The sequence below is a fragment of the Pseudomonas artemisiae genome, from assembly GCF_057128685.1.
The window spans coordinates 90,920-105,322 of sequence record NZ_JBSKHS010000009.1; the positions used below are offsets into that span (position 1 = coordinate 90,920).

Consider the following 14,403-nt stretch of genomic DNA (forward strand, 5'->3'; position numbering starts at 1 on the left):
GTCTGCGGTGTCTGTGAGTCCTGTGCACGGGGACGGCTTCGCCGTCCAACGCGCACAGCGCTAGTTAAAGCAGGGTGATTTAGTCTTTTAAATCAAAGCGTTTTGTTTGATAAGAGCCAGCAAAGCTGGCGAATAGGGGCCGCGCCGACCGAAACTAGACAGCCTTGGCCACCACCGCTTGCCGCCGCTGCCGGTACAGCACCAGGGTTGCTGACAATCCGCACACCGCAGCGAACATCAGCCAATAAGCCGGTGACGCCTTGTCACCGGTCAGTTGCACCAGATAGGTCGACATCGCTGGGGTAAAGCCGCCAAACACCGCGGTCGCCAGGCTAAACGCCAGTGAGAAGCCCACTACTCTCACTTCCTGGGGCATCACTTCAGTCAGTGCCGCCACCATCGCGCCGTTGTACATCCCGAAGAAGAACGAAAAATACATCAGTACGGCCAACAGCCGCTCGAAGCTGGCGGCTGCCGCGAGCCAATGCATGGCTGGGTAGGCGGTGAAGATGCACAACAGGGAAATGGCCAGCAATAACGGACGCCGGCCGATCCGATCAGACAGCGCGCCGCCAATGGGCAGCCAGATAAAGTTGGTCAGGCCAACGAACAGGGTGACCACCAGGCTATCGGTAGTGCTCAGGTGCAGCACGCTTCTGCCGAATGTCGGAGTGTACACCGTGATCAGGTAAAAAGTGGTGGTGGTCATCGAGGCCAGTAAGCCGCCGGCCAGTACCGTGCGCCAATTGTCTCGCATCGAGCGGAACACTTCGCGGGTGCTAGGGTGATGGGCGCGTGCCTTGAATGCTTCGGTTTCTTGCAGCGAGCGGCGGATGATAAAAATGAACGGGATGATCACGCACCCAATGAAAAACGGTACCCGCCATCCCCAGGCGGCAATTTCACTGGCTTGCATCAGGGTACTGATGGCATAGCCCAGGGCCGCGGCCAGGATGATCGCGATCTGCTGGCTGGCGGACTGCCAACTGGTGTAAAAGCCGGTATGCCCCGGGGTGGCGATTTCTGCCAGGTACACCGACACACCGCCCAGTTCTGCCCCAGCGGAAAAACCTTGCAACAACCGCCCGAGCAGTACCAGGAAAGGCGCGGCTACGCCAATGGTAGCGTAGCCTGGCACCAACGCAATCAGCACCGTGCCGCAGGCCATGATCGAGAGGGTGACGATCAGCCCCTTGCGGCGGCCCACTTTATCGATATACGCACCCAGTACGATGGCACCCAGCGGGCGCATCAAAAAGCCCGACCCGAACACTGCGAAGGTCATCATCAGTGAGGCGAACTCGCTGGTGGCGGGGAAGAACGTTTGGGCGATGTAGGTGGCGTAAAACCCGAACAGGAAAAAGTCAAACTGCTCGAGAAAGTTGCCACTGGTGACCCGGATAATGGCGCCGAATTTGGATGCGCGCGAGCCTGTGGTTTCTAGGTGTGTAGTCATCATGGCTTGAGTTGCACTCGTTATTGTTATCGTGATGAGCAGGAATCAGCCCAGTTGAATCAATCGCTGCCAGCGTTGATCGGGTTGGGTTGGCGTTTTTCGATGTTGTATTTAAATAGCGCGGCGCTACGAAACACCCCGTGGGCGAACTTGCTGTAGGGCATGGTCAGGAAGAACGCCATGACCAGCCCAAGGTGGACGGCCAGCAACACGCCCAGTGCGGCGCTTTCACGAAAGGCCAGCAACGCCAGGCCACTGGCGCTGACCAGCAGCAACAGGGCGATAAAGCCGCAGTCCATGGGCTTTTGATTCGCATCGCCTTGTTCCGGGTTGCGCCGAAGGTGCAGCCACAGCAGGCCAGACGGGCCGACCAACAGGCCAATGCCGCCAATCACACCCAGCATCACCGGCAGGCTGAACACGGGGTAGGGCGCCGACCAATCCAGCAGGTAGTGGTACAGCGTCGCGGTGAAGGTGGCGGCAAAGCACAGCATGAAGCCGTAGAAGGTGGCATGGTGGAAGCGCTTGCGCCACAGCGTGAACTTGTCGTCGGCGTTAGTGCAGCCCTGGCCGTGGCCGCCATCCAGGTAGGTCAATTGCGCGGCATTGCTGCTGGCCTCCAGAGCCGCGCTGGCTTTGAGCGGTAAAGGCGCCTGTGCCGGTGATACGGTGCGCCAGAAGCGCCGTACGCCCATGCTGAGCGCCAGCAGCGCAAAACCAAATACCGCGTTGAACATCAGGGCCAGGGTGTTGTGGGGGAATATCCCATAAAAATTGCCCCCAGCAATAGGCGTGTAGAGGTTACCCATCAGCATCAGGGTCAAACACAGGAACAACGCCAACCCACCCCCGACCGCCAGCGCCAGGGTCAGGCCATTGCGCTGGTACAGCACCCCTAGGGGGCGAGGCCAGGCGAATTCCGTATAGGTATCAAGGCGCACTTTGGCCATGGCCTTGGGTACATTGATGGCGAACTCATGGGGCGCGGCGTATTGGCATGAGGTGAGGCAGGCGCCGCAGTTGTGGCAGAGGTTGGCCAAGTAGTGGATGTCGGCCTGGTTGAAGGTCAGGCGCCGGGTCATGGCCGGGAATACCGCGCAAAACCCCTCGCAGTAGCGGCAAGCATTGCAGACAGTCATCTGCCGCTGCACTTCGCTTTCTTGCAGGTTGAGCACAGGTATCAAGGCGCCAGGCGCTTTTGGGTCAAATAGTTGCATGGCGGGGTTCCAAACGCAGGGGGGAGGGGCTGAACCCCACGGAGGCAGCGGCTTGAACCCCGGCGATGCGGCCAAAGGCGGTGCCGATGGCCATCCCGATGCCGGCGGTATAGCCCTTGCCCAGCACATTGCCGGCCATCATCTCGCCAGCCACGAACAGGTTCGGGCTGGGCCTGCCATTGAAGTGCACCGCGGCGGTCTCATCCGTGGCCAAACCCAGGTAGGTAAAGGTCACCCCAGGCTTGAGCGGGTAGGCGTAGAACGGCGGCTTGACCAGCGGCCGCGCCCAGTGGGTTTTAGCGGGCGACAAGCCTTGGGTGTGGCAGTCATCCAGGGAGGTGTGGTCGAAGCTGCCAACTTGGCAGGCGCGGTTGTAGTCTTCAACTGTCTGGACGAAAGTGGCTTCTGGCAGCTCCAGCAACCGCGCCAGTTCCGCCAGGGTGTTGGCCTGTGTGCCGGGAAACACCGGCGGCATAAAATGGCCGATAGCTTGGTGGTCGATGATCGAATAGGCCTGTTGGTTGGGTTGCCCGGCTACCAGGCGGCCCCATATGGCGTAGCGCTTGGGCCAGAAATCCTCCCCTTCATCATAGAAGCGCAAGCCGTCACGGTTGACCACCACCCCTAGGGATACACAGTCGATGCGGGTGCAAATGCCACCGTCATACAGCGGCGCGCGTGCATCAATGGCTACCATATGTGCCTGGGTAGGGTCGCCGATGATGTCTGCCCCCAGGCCTTGCATGCGCCGCAGCAATACGCCGGTATTGAAGCGCGTGCCGCGAATCAAAAAGTTGTCCGAGGGCCATTCGCCGCGGTCGTTCTGGCCCCAGGCTTCGCGCAGCCATTCCCGGTTGGACTCAAACCCGCCTGCGGCCAGCACGCAGGCGCGTGCCTCGATACGTTCGGCAGGCAGCCGCGCACCTTCTACCTCCCGCGCGCCGATGTGCGCGGCTACGAACCGATCGCCGTCAAGCTCGATGTCCGTCACCTGGGCGTCGTAGCGAATCTGTATGCCTAAGCGTTCGGCGCTGCGAAAATAGGCGTTGATCAGGGCCTTGCCGCCGCCCATGAAGAACGCATTGGTACGGGCCACGTGCAGTGCGCCTGACAGCGGCGGCTGAAAATGCACGCCGTGGGCGCGCATCCAGTCCCGGCAAGACGAAGACGCACGGATGGCGATGCGTGCAAGCTTTTCATCAGTCAGGCCGCCGGTGACCTTTAGCAGGTCTTGCCAGTATTCTTCTTCAGGGTAGGCCTCGATCAATACATCTTGAGGCGCGTCATGCATGCAGCGAAGGTTGCGGGTGTGTTGGGAGTTGCCACCACGCCAGGCTTTGGGCGAACCCTCCAACACCATTACGCTGGCGCCTGCCTCGCGCGCCATCAGCGCGGCGCACAGGGCCGCGTTGCCGCCGCCAATGACCAAAACATCTACCATCGGTTGTCCTCGATTCACTACCGCGCACCGAACCCGGCGGGCGAGTGAGCGCACACTAGAGGCACCAGGCATAGGGCGAAAGCCCGCTTGGGAGGGTAGGGCTTTAGTTTTACTAAAGGCTTAGCCTTGTATCTTAGGGCGCGAGCGCTGAAGCTAAGCCTTGTCATTTTCGAGGACCTTCCGTGGAACTGCGCCAACTGCGGTATTTCGTCAAGGTGGTCGAGATGACCAGCCTGGGCCGCGCGGCCCTGGAGTTAGGCGTCGGTGTATCCGCCCTGAGCCAGCAAATGAGCAAGCTGGAAGACGAATTGGCTACCCGCTTGCTTAATCGCACCTCCAGCGGCGTGAGCCCCACGGCGGCGGGGTTTGCTTTCCTCCATCACGCCCAGTTGACCCTGCGCCAGGCCGAGGCGGCCGTGCAGGCCGCCCAGCGCGGGCGCATGCAGGGTTACGTGAGCGTGGGCTTGCCGCCTACTACCGCCAGCGTACTCGCGGTGCCCTTGATCGAAGGCATGCGCGCGCGCTACCCCGACATCCAGCTTCACCTGGTGGAAATGCTCTCGGGATATCTGGCGATTCAACTCAATGCTCGGCAATTGGATCTTGCGGTGGTGTTCCATGCCGACACCGCCGGCCGCTGGACGCTACTGCCGATGCTCGATGAAGCCGTCACCCTGCTGTACGCGCCAGGCTTGCCCGGCATACCCGCGGGCGAGGCGCTTAGCCTGGCCCAGATCGGCAGTATTCCCCTGGTGCTGCCCAGCACCCGCCATGGCCTGCGCGCGACCTTGGCAACCGCCTTCGAAGCAGCGGGCATGCGCTTGAACGTGGTGATGGAAATTGATGGCTTGTCGACCTTGATGGACGTGGTGCGCGCAGGGGTGGCCGCAACCTTGCAACCAGGTGCCGCCGCTGCCCGCTCGGCCAACGCTGGCCTGCGCGTGGTGCATATCCATGATCGGCATTTGATGCGGCGTAATATTCTTGCCAGTTTGCCTGACGAGGAACTGTCACCCGCGGCCCTGGCCGTCAGGGTAGTGATGCGCGATGTAGTCCGCGCTCTGGTCGAACAGGGGCGGTGGCCGGGGGCGACGCTGTTGTGAACGTGGGCTAATGGCTCAGTTGAACAGGTCACCCCAGTGCGTCATCAATGGTTGGTCAACGCGTCGCGGGCCGCCTCGCTTTGCTCCAACTCGCGTTGGTACGCCACTGCATCGTGTTCGCTATGGAACATGCCTACGAGCAGGTCTTGCTGGTACACATCCCAAATCCGCACCCCGGCGGCCACGCCTTCGTGGGACATACGGGTATCGTCACGTTCGCTTACTTTCACAGTCATGCTGTTACTCCTTTCGTTTGCCGTAACCAGTACAGGCTTCCGTTATAGGAGCGTTCGTAAGCGCAGGGAACAGGCTGGCGGCGCAACGGTGCGTTGCAGCTTTCTTGAGAATCGCTCAAAGCCAGCGTTGGCGGGGGCTGCGACAGAATGTCGCGGTAGATGAAGGCGCGTGAAGATTAATTTAGAAAGGCCAGGCGCGAGGTTTATGCCACCGCCGCGCCCGAATTCACGTCAGTTGCCTTTGACCTGACGGCCATCCACGGTGCCGTCCTGCAGCATGATGGTGTATTCCTTGCCATCGGTTTCAATCTGCTGCAGTTGCACCAGCAGGTAATCCCAGCTCTTGGCGAACCAGAGGACGGTCACGCGCTTGCTCTGGGTGGGGTCGCGCACGCGCTCTACCTTGATGGCATCAATGGAGCCGGCCTTGGTGGCAACCTTCTCTTCACCTAGCACCCGGAAGTCATAGGTATCGATCTCATCGCCATCCACCACTTGATAGCTCATGCTTTTTTTGCCGGCGGCCACATCGTGCTGCAGCGCCAGCTGATAGCTGCTTTTGTCCAGCACACCACGGTTGAGGGGCAGGTTGATAGGGTCGCCCCGGTCGGTGCCGCTGATCTTCTTGGCGGCCCAATCGAAGCCCAGGTCTACCTTCTTGGCTTTGCCCAGGCCGCCACGTTCGAAGTGGTAGGCCACCGGCAGCAAGGTGCCTTTGTCTACCTTCAAGGTGCTGGTTTCGCTGAGGCTTGCAATCATCATGGAGGCCTTGAACTGCAGGCTCCACGTACCGTCGGTGTTGGCGCTAAGGCTGCGCTCGGCGGTGCCGCTCATGGGCAATTGCTTCCAGTCAGCGGTATAACTGGCGGAAAAAGGCTTAAGGTCCGCGGCCTGCACGCAAGGTAGCGTGAGCAGGGCCAGGGCGAACATCAGGGCACGACGCATACGGTCTCCTATGGGCGGATCAAATGGCCAGTGGCGGCGAGGGGTTGGCCGTCGAACAGCACGCCTTGGCTACCAAGGCAGAGCCTGCCCTCGGCGAACCAGCGTACCGCCAGTGGGTAGATCTGGTGTTCTTGAGCATGGACACGGCGGGCCAGGGACGTGGGCGTGTCGTGCGCCGCTACGGCGACGGCAGCCTGTACGACCAAGGGCCCCCCATCGAGTTCCTCGGTCACGAAGTGTACGCTGCAGCCATGTTCGCTGTCGCCCGCTTCGAGGGCACGTTGATGGGTGTGCAGGCCTTTGTGACGGGGCAGCAGGGAGGGGTGAATGTTCAGCAGGCGGCCGTGGTAGTGGCGCACGAAGGCGGGAGTCAGGATGCGCATGAAGCCCGCCAAGGCCACCAGGTGGGGATCGAAGCTGTCGATCAGCGCCATCAGCGCTTGGTCGAACGCTTCCCGCCCAGCATAACCGTGATGCTCCAGCACGGCGGTATCGATGCCAGCGGCCTGGGCGCGCCGTAGGCCAAGGGCATCGGCCCGGTTGGTGATCACCGCGCGGATGCGTACCGGCGTGTCGCCTTGGGCAAAGGCATCGATCATTGCCTGAAGGTTGCTGCCGGCGCCCGACAGCAAGACCACCAGATTGCACGGCTCGCGCATCAGTGAGCCTTGAGGTTTTTCAGCTCGACTTGCGCGGCGCCTTCGGCGGCGCTGGTGATTTCACCGATGACCCACGGTTGCTCGCCTTCGGCCTTGAGCACGTCCAGCGCGCGTTGCACGTCGCCTTGCGCCACGCAGATCACCATGCCCACGCCGCAGTTCAGTACCCGGTGCATTTCGGTTTCGTCCACATTGCCGTGCTGCTGCAACCAGTCGAATACCGCCGGGCGCTCCCAACTGGCTACGTCCACGACTGCCTGGGCGCCAGCGGGCAATACGCGAGGGATGTTGTCCAGCAGGCCGCCACCGGTAATGTGCGCCATGGCCTTGACCGCGCTGGTATCGGCAATCAGCTTGAGCAGGGGCTTTACATAGATGCGGGTGGGTGCCATCAGCAGGTCCGCCAGGGGCTTGCCACCCAACTGCTCGGTGGCGATGTCGGCGCCGGACACTTCGATGATCTTGCGAATCAGCGAGTAGCCATTGGAGTGCGGGCCCGAGGAGGGCAGGGCGATAAGCGCGTCGCCAGCGGCAACCTTGGAACCGTCGATGATTTCGGCTTTTTCCACCACGCCCACGCAGAAACCTGCCAGGTCGTAGTCTTCGCCTTCGTACATGCCAGGCATCTCGGCAGTTTCGCCGCCTACGAGGGAGCAGCCGGCCTGTTCGCAGCCCTCGCCGATGCCGGTGACCACGGTAGTGGCGACGTCCACGTTGAGCTTGCCGGTGGCGTAGTAGTCAAGAAAGAACAAAGGCTCGGCGCCGCAGACTACAAGGTCGTTCACGCACATGGCCACCAGGTCGATGCCGATGCTGTCGTGCTTGTTCAGGTTCAGTGCCAGGCGCAGCTTGGTGCCCACGCCATCGGTACCGGACACCAGTACGGGCTGTTTATAGCCGGCCGGGATTTCGCACAGGGCGCCGAAGCCGCCCAAGCCCCCCATCACCTCAGGCCGCGCGGTACGCTTGGCCACGCCTTTGATGCGTTCGACCAGCGCTTCACCGGCGTCGATATCCACACCGGCGTCCTTGTAGCTCAGGGAAGGTTGCTTGCTCATGATCCAGGCCTTTGAAAAGGGGCGATTCAGAAATAACCACAAGGGTCTGCGAAGGCGCGCGATTTTATCAGGCTTGGCCTGATCAGGCCAGAACAGGGCCAGGCGCGCCCGCCACGGGCTTCCAATGCCCGTGCTGGACGCGTCTTGCTACGATCGACGGCTATGTGATGGTTGGCAGGTCGAATGTTTTACGGGAAAGTGTGTCCCAGTCACTTCAGTACCCCAGCCTTTTGGAACCTAACCCATGCGCCTGCGCCCCGCTTTGCTTGCTTCATTATTCTGTTTTGCCCACCTGGGCGCCTGGGGCGAGACGGTGACCAACCTGTACCAGGTGAGCGAGCCGGTGGCCAGCCAGGCCGCCGAAGAACGCAGCCAGGCTACCCAACGTGCCCTGGAAACCCTGGTGCTGCGCTTGACTGGCGACCCCAAGGCTTACGCGGGGGTTGGCCTTGCGGCCGTGCGCAAAGACCCGCAACAGATCATCAGCCAGTTCGGTTACCAGGCAGGGCCGCCCCAGGCGCTGCAGGTAGATTTCGACCCTGTGAGCACGGATAAAGCCCTGCGTCAGGCCGGCCTGGCTACCTGGGGGGCAAACCGCCCATCCCTGCTGGTGTGGTGGCTTAGCGAAACCCCTGGAGGTACGTCCTTGGCAGGCGATGCGCAGCCCAGTGCCGCGCCCCTGCGCCTGGCCGCCAAACATCGGGGGCTGCCGGTCAAATTGCCCATCGCCGATCTGCAAGAGCAGCTGGCGGCCACGGCCAAAAACCTCGAAGGCAGCGACCCGGCCGCCTTGCAAGCGGTCTCCGGCCGTTATGGCGCCGATGCCCTGCTTGCCGTACACGCCACCGAGGACGGTGACAAGTGGCAGGCCAAGTGGCGCCTGTGGCTGGGCAACCAGCATGAACAAGGTACCGCCCAGGGCGCTGACCAAGCAGCCTTGGCCGATGCGATCCTGCTGGCGGTGACCCAGCGCCTGGCGCCACGGTATGTGGTCAAGCCCGGTTCCACTGGCGAGCTGGCGGTAGAAGTGCAAGGCATGACCCTGGAGCGTTACGCTGAGTTGACTCGCGTGCTAGATAACCTGGGCGGTCGCTTGCAATACGTGGCCGGGGACGTGGCGCTTTATCATGTGTCGGCCAGTGCCGAACAAGTGCGGGCACAGCTGGGGCTGGCGCGGCTACAGGAGTCTGCCCCCGCGGTAGCGCCCGAGCCGGCTATGCCTGCCTCGGCGCCGGTACCAGGCGCGCCGCCTGTAGCGCCCGGCCCTGAACCGCTGAGGTTCCACTGGTGAGCGCGGTCATGGCAGACAAAAAGCAGTGGTTCTGGATAGGCGCGGCGGTGGTGCTATGCGCGCTAGTGTTCGAACTTCACGCCATTCTCTCGCCTTTTTTGGTAGGTATGCTTATCGCTTACCTGGGCGACCCCTTGGTGGACAGGCTGGAGCGGCTGAAACTCTCCCGCACGTTGTCGGTGGTGGTGGTGTTCGTGCTGTTCACGGTGATCGTGCTGGTGGCGCTGATTGTGGTCATCCCGATGCTGGCCAAACAACTGGTGCGTTTGTATGAGCTGACCCCGGCGTTCCTGGACTGGCTGCAAGAGGTGGCTCTGCCGTGGGTACAGGCTCGATTGGGGCTGGCCGAAGGCTTCTGGAAATTCGATAAAATCAAACAGGCCATCTCTGCCCACATGGGGCAAACCACGGATATCGTCGGTTTAGTGCTGGCCAGGGCTACTGCCTCGGGGCTGGCGCTTATCGGCTGGTTGGCCAACTTGGTCCTGATTCCGGTAGTGGGTTTCTACCTGCTGCGCGATTGGGACCTGATGATGGCCAAAATTCGTGGCCTGTTGCCTCGCCAGCGGGAGGCGCGGATCGTGGCCCTGGCTCAGGAATGCCACGAAGTGCTGGGTGCGTTCGTTCGCGGGCAATTGATGGTGATGCTGGCGCTGGGCGGTATTTATTCAGTGGGCTTGATGCTCACGGGGTTGGAATTGGGCTTGCTGGTAGGGGTGATCGCGGGCCTTGCGTCCATCGTGCCTTATATGGGCTTTATCACCGGCATCACCGCCGCCTTGGCAGCGGGGCTGTTTCAGTTTGGGCTCGATGGTTGGCACCTGGCGGCCATTGGTGCGGTGTTCGCCATTGGTCAGGCCTTGGAGGGTATGGTGCTCACGCCTCTGCTGGTAGGTGATCGCATTGGCTTGCACCCGGTGGCGGTAATCTTCGCCATTCTGGCCGGGGGTGAGCTGTTTGGCTTTACTGGCATCTTGTTGGCCTTGCCAGTGGCTGCGGTCATCATGGTGCTGATTCGTCATATGCATGTGCTGTATAAGCAGTCGGACCTCTATGACGGCGGCGAAGACCCTCAGCTTTAGGCCCTTTCGCGGCGGCGTGCCCCAGGCGCGCCGCGCATGGCGCTTGCAGCCTGCAGCCAAGCCGCTAGAATTTGCCCCCTTTGAGCTGAGGCGTAACCCCGGGCCGCATGAAAGAGCCGATCCAACTCCCGCTGGGTGTGCGCCTGCGCGATGACGCCACCTTCGTCAACTATTACCCTGGGGCCAATGCCGCGGCGCTGGGCTATGTCGAGCGGTTGTGCGATGCCGACGCGGGTTGGACCGAAAGCCTGATTTACCTCTGGGGCAAGCCCGGGGTAGGGCGCACGCACCTGATGCAAGCGGCCTGTTTGCGCATGGAGCAGCAAGGCCAGCCGGCGGTTTACCTGCCTCTTGCCGACCTGCTGGAACGGGGGGTAGGCATTCTGGACTACTTGGCCCAGTACGAACTGGTCTGCCTGGACGACCTGCAAGTGATTGCCGGCAAGCCTGAGTGGGAAGAGGCGTTGTTTCATTTGTTCAACCGCTTGCGGGACAGTGGCCGGCGTTTGCTGATCGCTGCCTCTCATTCCCCGCGGGAACTGCCTGTGAAGCTGGCAGACCTCAAATCGCGCCTTACCCTGGCCCTGGTGTTCCAAATGCGGCCGCTGTCAGACGAAGACAAGCTGCGTGCACTGCAATTAAGGGCATCACGCCGTGGCTTGCACCTGACCGATGAGGTGGGGCATTTCATCCTTACCCGTGGCAGCCGTAGCATGAGTGCGTTGTTCGACCTGCTGGAACGCCTTGACCAAGCCTCGTTACAAGCACAGCGCAAACTCACCATTCCCTTCCTCAAAGAAACCCTCGGCTGGTAGGCGGTCCATGGCCCTTTGGCCTTACCGCCGGCAGGGGTGGCCTTTTTTATTTCCTTAAACTAACGCCGCCAAGTATCTGGCGCGAAACAAATGCTCATTCTCGATAGTATTTCTGTATCGCCTAGGGTTTACAGGGAGTTCACTGGAATGGCGTCCGTTCGTAGAATAGTGCGGAAAATACAGATAGTTGCTCTGTCACTTTAGATTTATTTTTTAAAATCAATAGGTTACAAGGCGTCAAAAGGGCGCCAGTTTTCCCTTGGGTGAAAATCCCGCCTTAGATCGACGGCTCGGCAGCAGAAGTCACAAAATGTTCTATAAAATTTGCAAATAATACTGATAGCGGGCATATTCGCGCCTTCTTCCACTTTCTAGCCACGGTCGTGCCCATGCTCAAGCGCTTAGCACCCCTCGTGCCCCTTGCACTCGTTACCCTGCTGTTCGGCTGCGCAGCCCAATCTACTGTTTCGCAACAGCAGGTGGCCGCCCCCGTTACCGCCGAACGCGCCCCACTGGTTCAGCCTCATCCAATGGCCCGTAGCAACGTCGCGCTGTTCGATGAAGAAGACCTCACTGATAAAGACGACCTTCAAGCGTTCAGCCGCAATGGGCCCTACAAGCTGCCCTTGCTCGCCGACAGCATCTTGGAGCGGGGCAAGTCCCTGATCGGTACGCGTTACCAGTTCGGTGGTACTACCGAGAGCGGCTTCGACTGCACCGGCTTTATCAACTTCCTGTTCCGTGAAGAAGCCGGCATGACCTTGCCGCGTTCCAGCCGTGACATGATCAACGTCAAGGCCCCGTTGGTTGCCCGCAACAAGCTCAAACCCGGTGACGTGCTGTTCTTCGGAACCAGCGGCCGTCGTGGCCAGGTAAGCCACGCCGGCATCTACCTGGGCGGCGATCAGTTCATCCACTCCAGCAGCCGCCGCAGCGGTGGCGTGCGGGTCGATCGCCTGGGCGACACCTACTGGAGCAAAACCTACATCGAGGCCAAGCGCATGCTTGCCATGGCGCCTACATCGGAACTGGCCCGCAGGTAGTCACAAACCGACACGAAGGGTAGCGACGAGCGGTCACGCTTTCGCTACCCTTTTTTTTTGAAAACAGCGAGTTAAGCGCTACTCTTGAGCAGCAGTTGAACTCGGAACCCCTGCCCATGGCCTTCATCCGTTTGCACACGCTGGCACTGGCCCCCCTGGCCTTGCTGGCGGCATGCTCCAGCCCACCGCCGGCACCCGCGCCCGTGGCCCTGGTGGCGCCTCGGCCCATTATTCTCAACCCCGCGGATTACTCCACCGTCAAAGCTGACGACGTGTTGTTTCGGGCGATTGGCTTGGTTGGTACCCCATACCGATGGGGCGGTAACACGCCGGACTCTGGGTTCGATTGCAGCGGTTTGATCGGTTTTGTGTACAGAGACGCAGCCGGTATCGCCTTGCCACGCTCTACCCGAGAAATGATCAGCATGCGGGCGCCGAGCATCGACCGCGGCGCCTTGCGCTCAGGTGACTTGGTATTCTTCGCCACCCAGGGCCGTGGACAGGTGAGCCACGCAGGTATCTATGTGGGGGAGGGGCGCTTCGTGCATGCCCCCAGAACCGGGGGCACGGTGCGCCTGGATTACCTGAACAAGCCCTATTGGCAGAAGGCCTATCTAGATGCCAAGCGGGTGATACAGCCTGAGCGCCTGGCGCAAACCGCCATGAGCACTCAGTAGGCCAGCAGCGCGTCAGTCAGCTCGCGCCCCCCAAGCAGGGGCGGCGAACGGTCACAACCCTTACTGTTTGGTCACACGCCACACCTTGTTGCCCACGTCATCGGCCACCAGCAGCCCGCCTTTGTTATCTCCGATCACCCCCACCGGGCGGCCCTGGGCATCGCCCTTGTCATTGAGGAACCCAGTGAGCAGGTCCACCGGCTGGCCAGTGGGCATGCCATTGGCAAAGGGCACGAACAGCACTTTATAGCCACTGTGGGGCTTGCGGTTCCAAGAACCGTGCTGGCCAATAAAGGCCCCATGGTCGAAAGGCGCTGGCAACTGGTTGGCTTGAGCGAAGGTCAGGCCCAGCGAAGCGGTATGGGGACCTACCGCGTAATCCGGGGCGATCGCCTTTTGCACCATCTCTGGCTTGCCGGGCTGTACCCGAGCGTCTACGTGCTGGCCGTAATAGCTGTAAGGCCAGCCATAGAAGGCGCCGTCTTTGACCGAGGTGATGTAGTCGGGCACCAAGTCACTGCCGATTTCGTCACGTTCGTTGACGGCCGTCCACAGCTTGCCGGTCTGGGGTTCCCAGGCCATGCCGTTGGGGTTACGCAGCCCGGTGGCGAACAGCCGCTTGTTGCCGGTGGCGGCGTCTACTTCCCAAATGGCCGCGCGGCCTTCTTCCTGATCTAGGCCGTTTTCACCCACGTTGCTGTTGGAGCCCACGGTCACGTACAGCTTCTTGCCGTCCGCGCTGGCGATTACATTTTTGGTCCAGTGGTGGTTGAGGGTGCCGCCTGGCAGGTCGGTGACCACCTGGCCTTCGCCGCTCAGTTCAGTTGCCCCCGACTGGTACTTGAAACGCAAAAGCCGGTCGGTGTCAGCTACATAGAAGTCCTGGCCGACCAAGGCCATGCCGAAGGGTGAGTTCAAATGCTGGGCGAAGACTTCACGGGTTTCAGCCACGCCATCGCCGTCTTTGTCACGCAACAAGGTGATGCGGTTAGGGCTAGGCACACCGGCCCCGGCGCGGCCCATGACCTTCTCCATCACCCAGCCGCGAATACCCTTACTGTCATCTGGCTTGGGCGGGGAGTTAGTCTCGGCCACCAGCACGTCGCCATTGGGCAATACATAGAGCCAACGGGGGTGGTCCAGGCCTTCGGCAAAGGCGGCCACTTTAAGGCCCGGCGCGGCGGTGGGGTGGGCACCTGCGGGCCAGCCCACGGCGGGGGCAATATTGACCGTAGGCATTAGGGTTTTATTAGGCTCTGGCAGCTTGGGCGAAGGGCCGGTGCCGTCGGCCACCTGCAACTTGGAGCTTTCACCGCAGCCTGCCATGGTGGCGGCCAGCAATACGGTAAGGGCAATACGAGACATCTGCATAGGGCGCTC

14 protein-coding genes are annotated in these 14,403 nt (G+C 61.3%); 6 read left to right on the forward strand and 8 right to left on the reverse strand.

Annotated features, from left to right (window positions below; translation table 11 throughout):
* Positions 1-154: 154 nt before the first annotated feature.
* The 3 genes from tcuC to tcuA are packed head-to-tail and all read right to left on the reverse strand — an operon-like array spanning position 155 to position 4,114.
* Complete coding sequence (gene tcuC, locus ACWKV4_RS12475; protein ID WP_483832386.1) at positions 155-1,459, reverse strand: tricarballylate/proton symporter TcuC; 1,305 nt, start codon at positions 1,457-1,459, stop codon at positions 155-157.
* A 56-nt stretch (positions 1,460-1,515) separates the two neighbouring features.
* Positions 1,516-2,673 (reverse strand): tricarballylate utilization 4Fe-4S protein TcuB, encoded by a 1,158-nt coding sequence (gene tcuB / locus ACWKV4_RS12480; protein WP_483832385.1) that lies wholly within the window; start codon positions 2,671-2,673, stop codon positions 1,516-1,518.
* Positions 2,660-4,114: an FAD-dependent tricarballylate dehydrogenase TcuA gene (gene tcuA, locus ACWKV4_RS12485; protein ID WP_483832384.1), complete on the reverse strand. Its 1,455-nt coding sequence runs from the start codon at positions 4,112-4,114 to the stop codon at positions 2,660-2,662. Before tcuA ends, tcuB begins: the two co-directional genes overlap by 14 nt.
* Positions 4,115-4,296: 182 nt before the next feature.
* Between tcuA and ACWKV4_RS12490 the strand changes: the two genes are divergently transcribed.
* Positions 4,297-5,217, forward strand: coding sequence for a LysR family transcriptional regulator (locus tag ACWKV4_RS12490; protein ID WP_483832383.1), 921 nt, complete (start codon positions 4,297-4,299; stop codon positions 5,215-5,217).
* 44 nt (positions 5,218-5,261) lie between these two features.
* Here the strand turns inward: ACWKV4_RS12490 and ACWKV4_RS12495 are convergent, their stop codons facing one another.
* The 4 genes from ACWKV4_RS12495 to purM form a co-directional block, all read right to left on the reverse strand.
* Positions 5,262-5,453 (reverse strand): hypothetical protein, encoded by a 192-nt coding sequence (locus ACWKV4_RS12495; RefSeq protein WP_483832382.1) that lies wholly within the window; start codon positions 5,451-5,453, stop codon positions 5,262-5,264.
* 231 nt (positions 5,454-5,684) lie between these two features.
* Positions 5,685-6,398 (reverse strand): DUF3108 domain-containing protein, encoded by a 714-nt coding sequence (locus tag ACWKV4_RS12500; protein WP_483832381.1) that lies wholly within the window; start codon positions 6,396-6,398, stop codon positions 5,685-5,687.
* Between the two features lie 8 nt (positions 6,399-6,406).
* Positions 6,407-7,057: a phosphoribosylglycinamide formyltransferase gene (gene purN, locus ACWKV4_RS12505; RefSeq protein ID WP_483832380.1), complete on the reverse strand. Its 651-nt coding sequence runs from the start codon at positions 7,055-7,057 to the stop codon at positions 6,407-6,409.
* Complete coding sequence (gene purM / locus ACWKV4_RS12510) at positions 7,057-8,115, reverse strand: phosphoribosylformylglycinamidine cyclo-ligase (protein ID WP_483832379.1); 1,059 nt, start codon at positions 8,113-8,115, stop codon at positions 7,057-7,059. Before purM ends, purN begins: the two co-directional genes overlap by 1 nt.
* Before the next feature lie 244 nt (positions 8,116-8,359).
* Here purM and ACWKV4_RS12515 point away from each other — a divergent pair, with 244 nt between their 5' ends.
* From ACWKV4_RS12515 to ACWKV4_RS12535, 5 genes are all read left to right on the forward strand, one after another.
* On the forward strand, positions 8,360-9,406 hold the full coding sequence (locus tag ACWKV4_RS12515) for a DUF2066 domain-containing protein (protein WP_483832378.1): 1,047 nt from the start codon (positions 8,360-8,362) through the stop codon (positions 9,404-9,406).
* A gap of 8 nt (positions 9,407-9,414) precedes the next feature.
* On the forward strand, positions 9,415-10,488 hold the full coding sequence (locus ACWKV4_RS12520) for an AI-2E family transporter (RefSeq protein ID WP_483832377.1): 1,074 nt from the start codon (positions 9,415-9,417) through the stop codon (positions 10,486-10,488).
* Positions 10,489-10,595: 107 nt separating this feature from the next.
* On the forward strand, positions 10,596-11,303 hold the full coding sequence (gene hda, locus ACWKV4_RS12525) for a DnaA regulatory inactivator Hda (protein WP_483832376.1): 708 nt from the start codon (positions 10,596-10,598) through the stop codon (positions 11,301-11,303).
* A 389-nt stretch (positions 11,304-11,692) separates the two neighbouring features.
* On the forward strand, positions 11,693-12,346 hold the full coding sequence (locus ACWKV4_RS12530; protein WP_483832375.1) for a C40 family peptidase: 654 nt from the start codon (positions 11,693-11,695) through the stop codon (positions 12,344-12,346).
* 116 nt (positions 12,347-12,462) lie between these two features.
* Entirely contained in the window at positions 12,463-13,023 is a 561-nt protein-coding gene (locus ACWKV4_RS12535) for a C40 family peptidase (RefSeq protein WP_483832374.1), read from the forward strand.
* A gap of 60 nt (positions 13,024-13,083) precedes the next feature.
* On the opposite strand, the gene ACWKV4_RS12540 is transcribed toward ACWKV4_RS12535, so the two are convergent.
* A complete protein-coding gene (locus ACWKV4_RS12540) occupies positions 13,084-14,394 on the reverse strand; it encodes a PQQ-dependent sugar dehydrogenase (protein WP_483832373.1) in 1,311 nt (436 codons plus the stop codon).
* Positions 14,395-14,403 lie beyond the last annotated feature (9 nt).

What these genes read in the sequence shown, in the direction of transcription:
- tcuC (WP_483832386.1), bottom strand. Translation starts at nt 1,459, where the DNA reads ATGATGACTACACACCTAGAAACCACAGGCTCGCGCGCATCCAAATTC.
- tcuB (WP_483832385.1), bottom strand. Translation starts at nt 2,673, where the DNA reads ATGCAACTATTTGACCCAAAAGCGCCTGGCGCCTTGATACCTGTGCTC.
- tcuA (WP_483832384.1), bottom strand. Translation starts at nt 4,114, where the DNA reads ATGGTAGATGTTTTGGTCATTGGCGGCGGCAACGCGGCCCTGTGCGCC.
- ACWKV4_RS12495 (WP_483832382.1), bottom strand. Translation starts at nt 5,453, where the DNA reads ATGACTGTGAAAGTAAGCGAACGTGACGATACCCGTATGTCCCACGAA.
- ACWKV4_RS12500 (WP_483832381.1), bottom strand. Translation starts at nt 6,398, where the DNA reads ATGCGTCGTGCCCTGATGTTCGCCCTGGCCCTGCTCACGCTACCTTGC.
- purN (WP_483832380.1), bottom strand. Translation starts at nt 7,057, where the DNA reads ATGCGCGAGCCGTGCAATCTGGTGGTCTTGCTGTCGGGCGCCGGCAGC.
- purM (WP_483832379.1), bottom strand. Translation starts at nt 8,115, where the DNA reads ATGAGCAAGCAACCTTCCCTGAGCTACAAGGACGCCGGTGTGGATATC.
- ACWKV4_RS12515 (WP_483832378.1), top strand. Translation starts at nt 8,360, where the DNA reads ATGCGCCTGCGCCCCGCTTTGCTTGCTTCATTATTCTGTTTTGCCCAC.
- ACWKV4_RS12520 (WP_483832377.1), top strand. Translation starts at nt 9,415, where the DNA reads ATGGCAGACAAAAAGCAGTGGTTCTGGATAGGCGCGGCGGTGGTGCTA.
- hda (WP_483832376.1), top strand. Translation starts at nt 10,596, where the DNA reads ATGAAAGAGCCGATCCAACTCCCGCTGGGTGTGCGCCTGCGCGATGAC.
- ACWKV4_RS12530 (WP_483832375.1), top strand. Translation starts at nt 11,693, where the DNA reads ATGCTCAAGCGCTTAGCACCCCTCGTGCCCCTTGCACTCGTTACCCTG.
- ACWKV4_RS12535 (WP_483832374.1), top strand. Translation starts at nt 12,463, where the DNA reads ATGGCCTTCATCCGTTTGCACACGCTGGCACTGGCCCCCCTGGCCTTG.
- ACWKV4_RS12540 (WP_483832373.1), bottom strand. Translation starts at nt 14,394, where the DNA reads ATGCAGATGTCTCGTATTGCCCTTACCGTATTGCTGGCCGCCACCATG.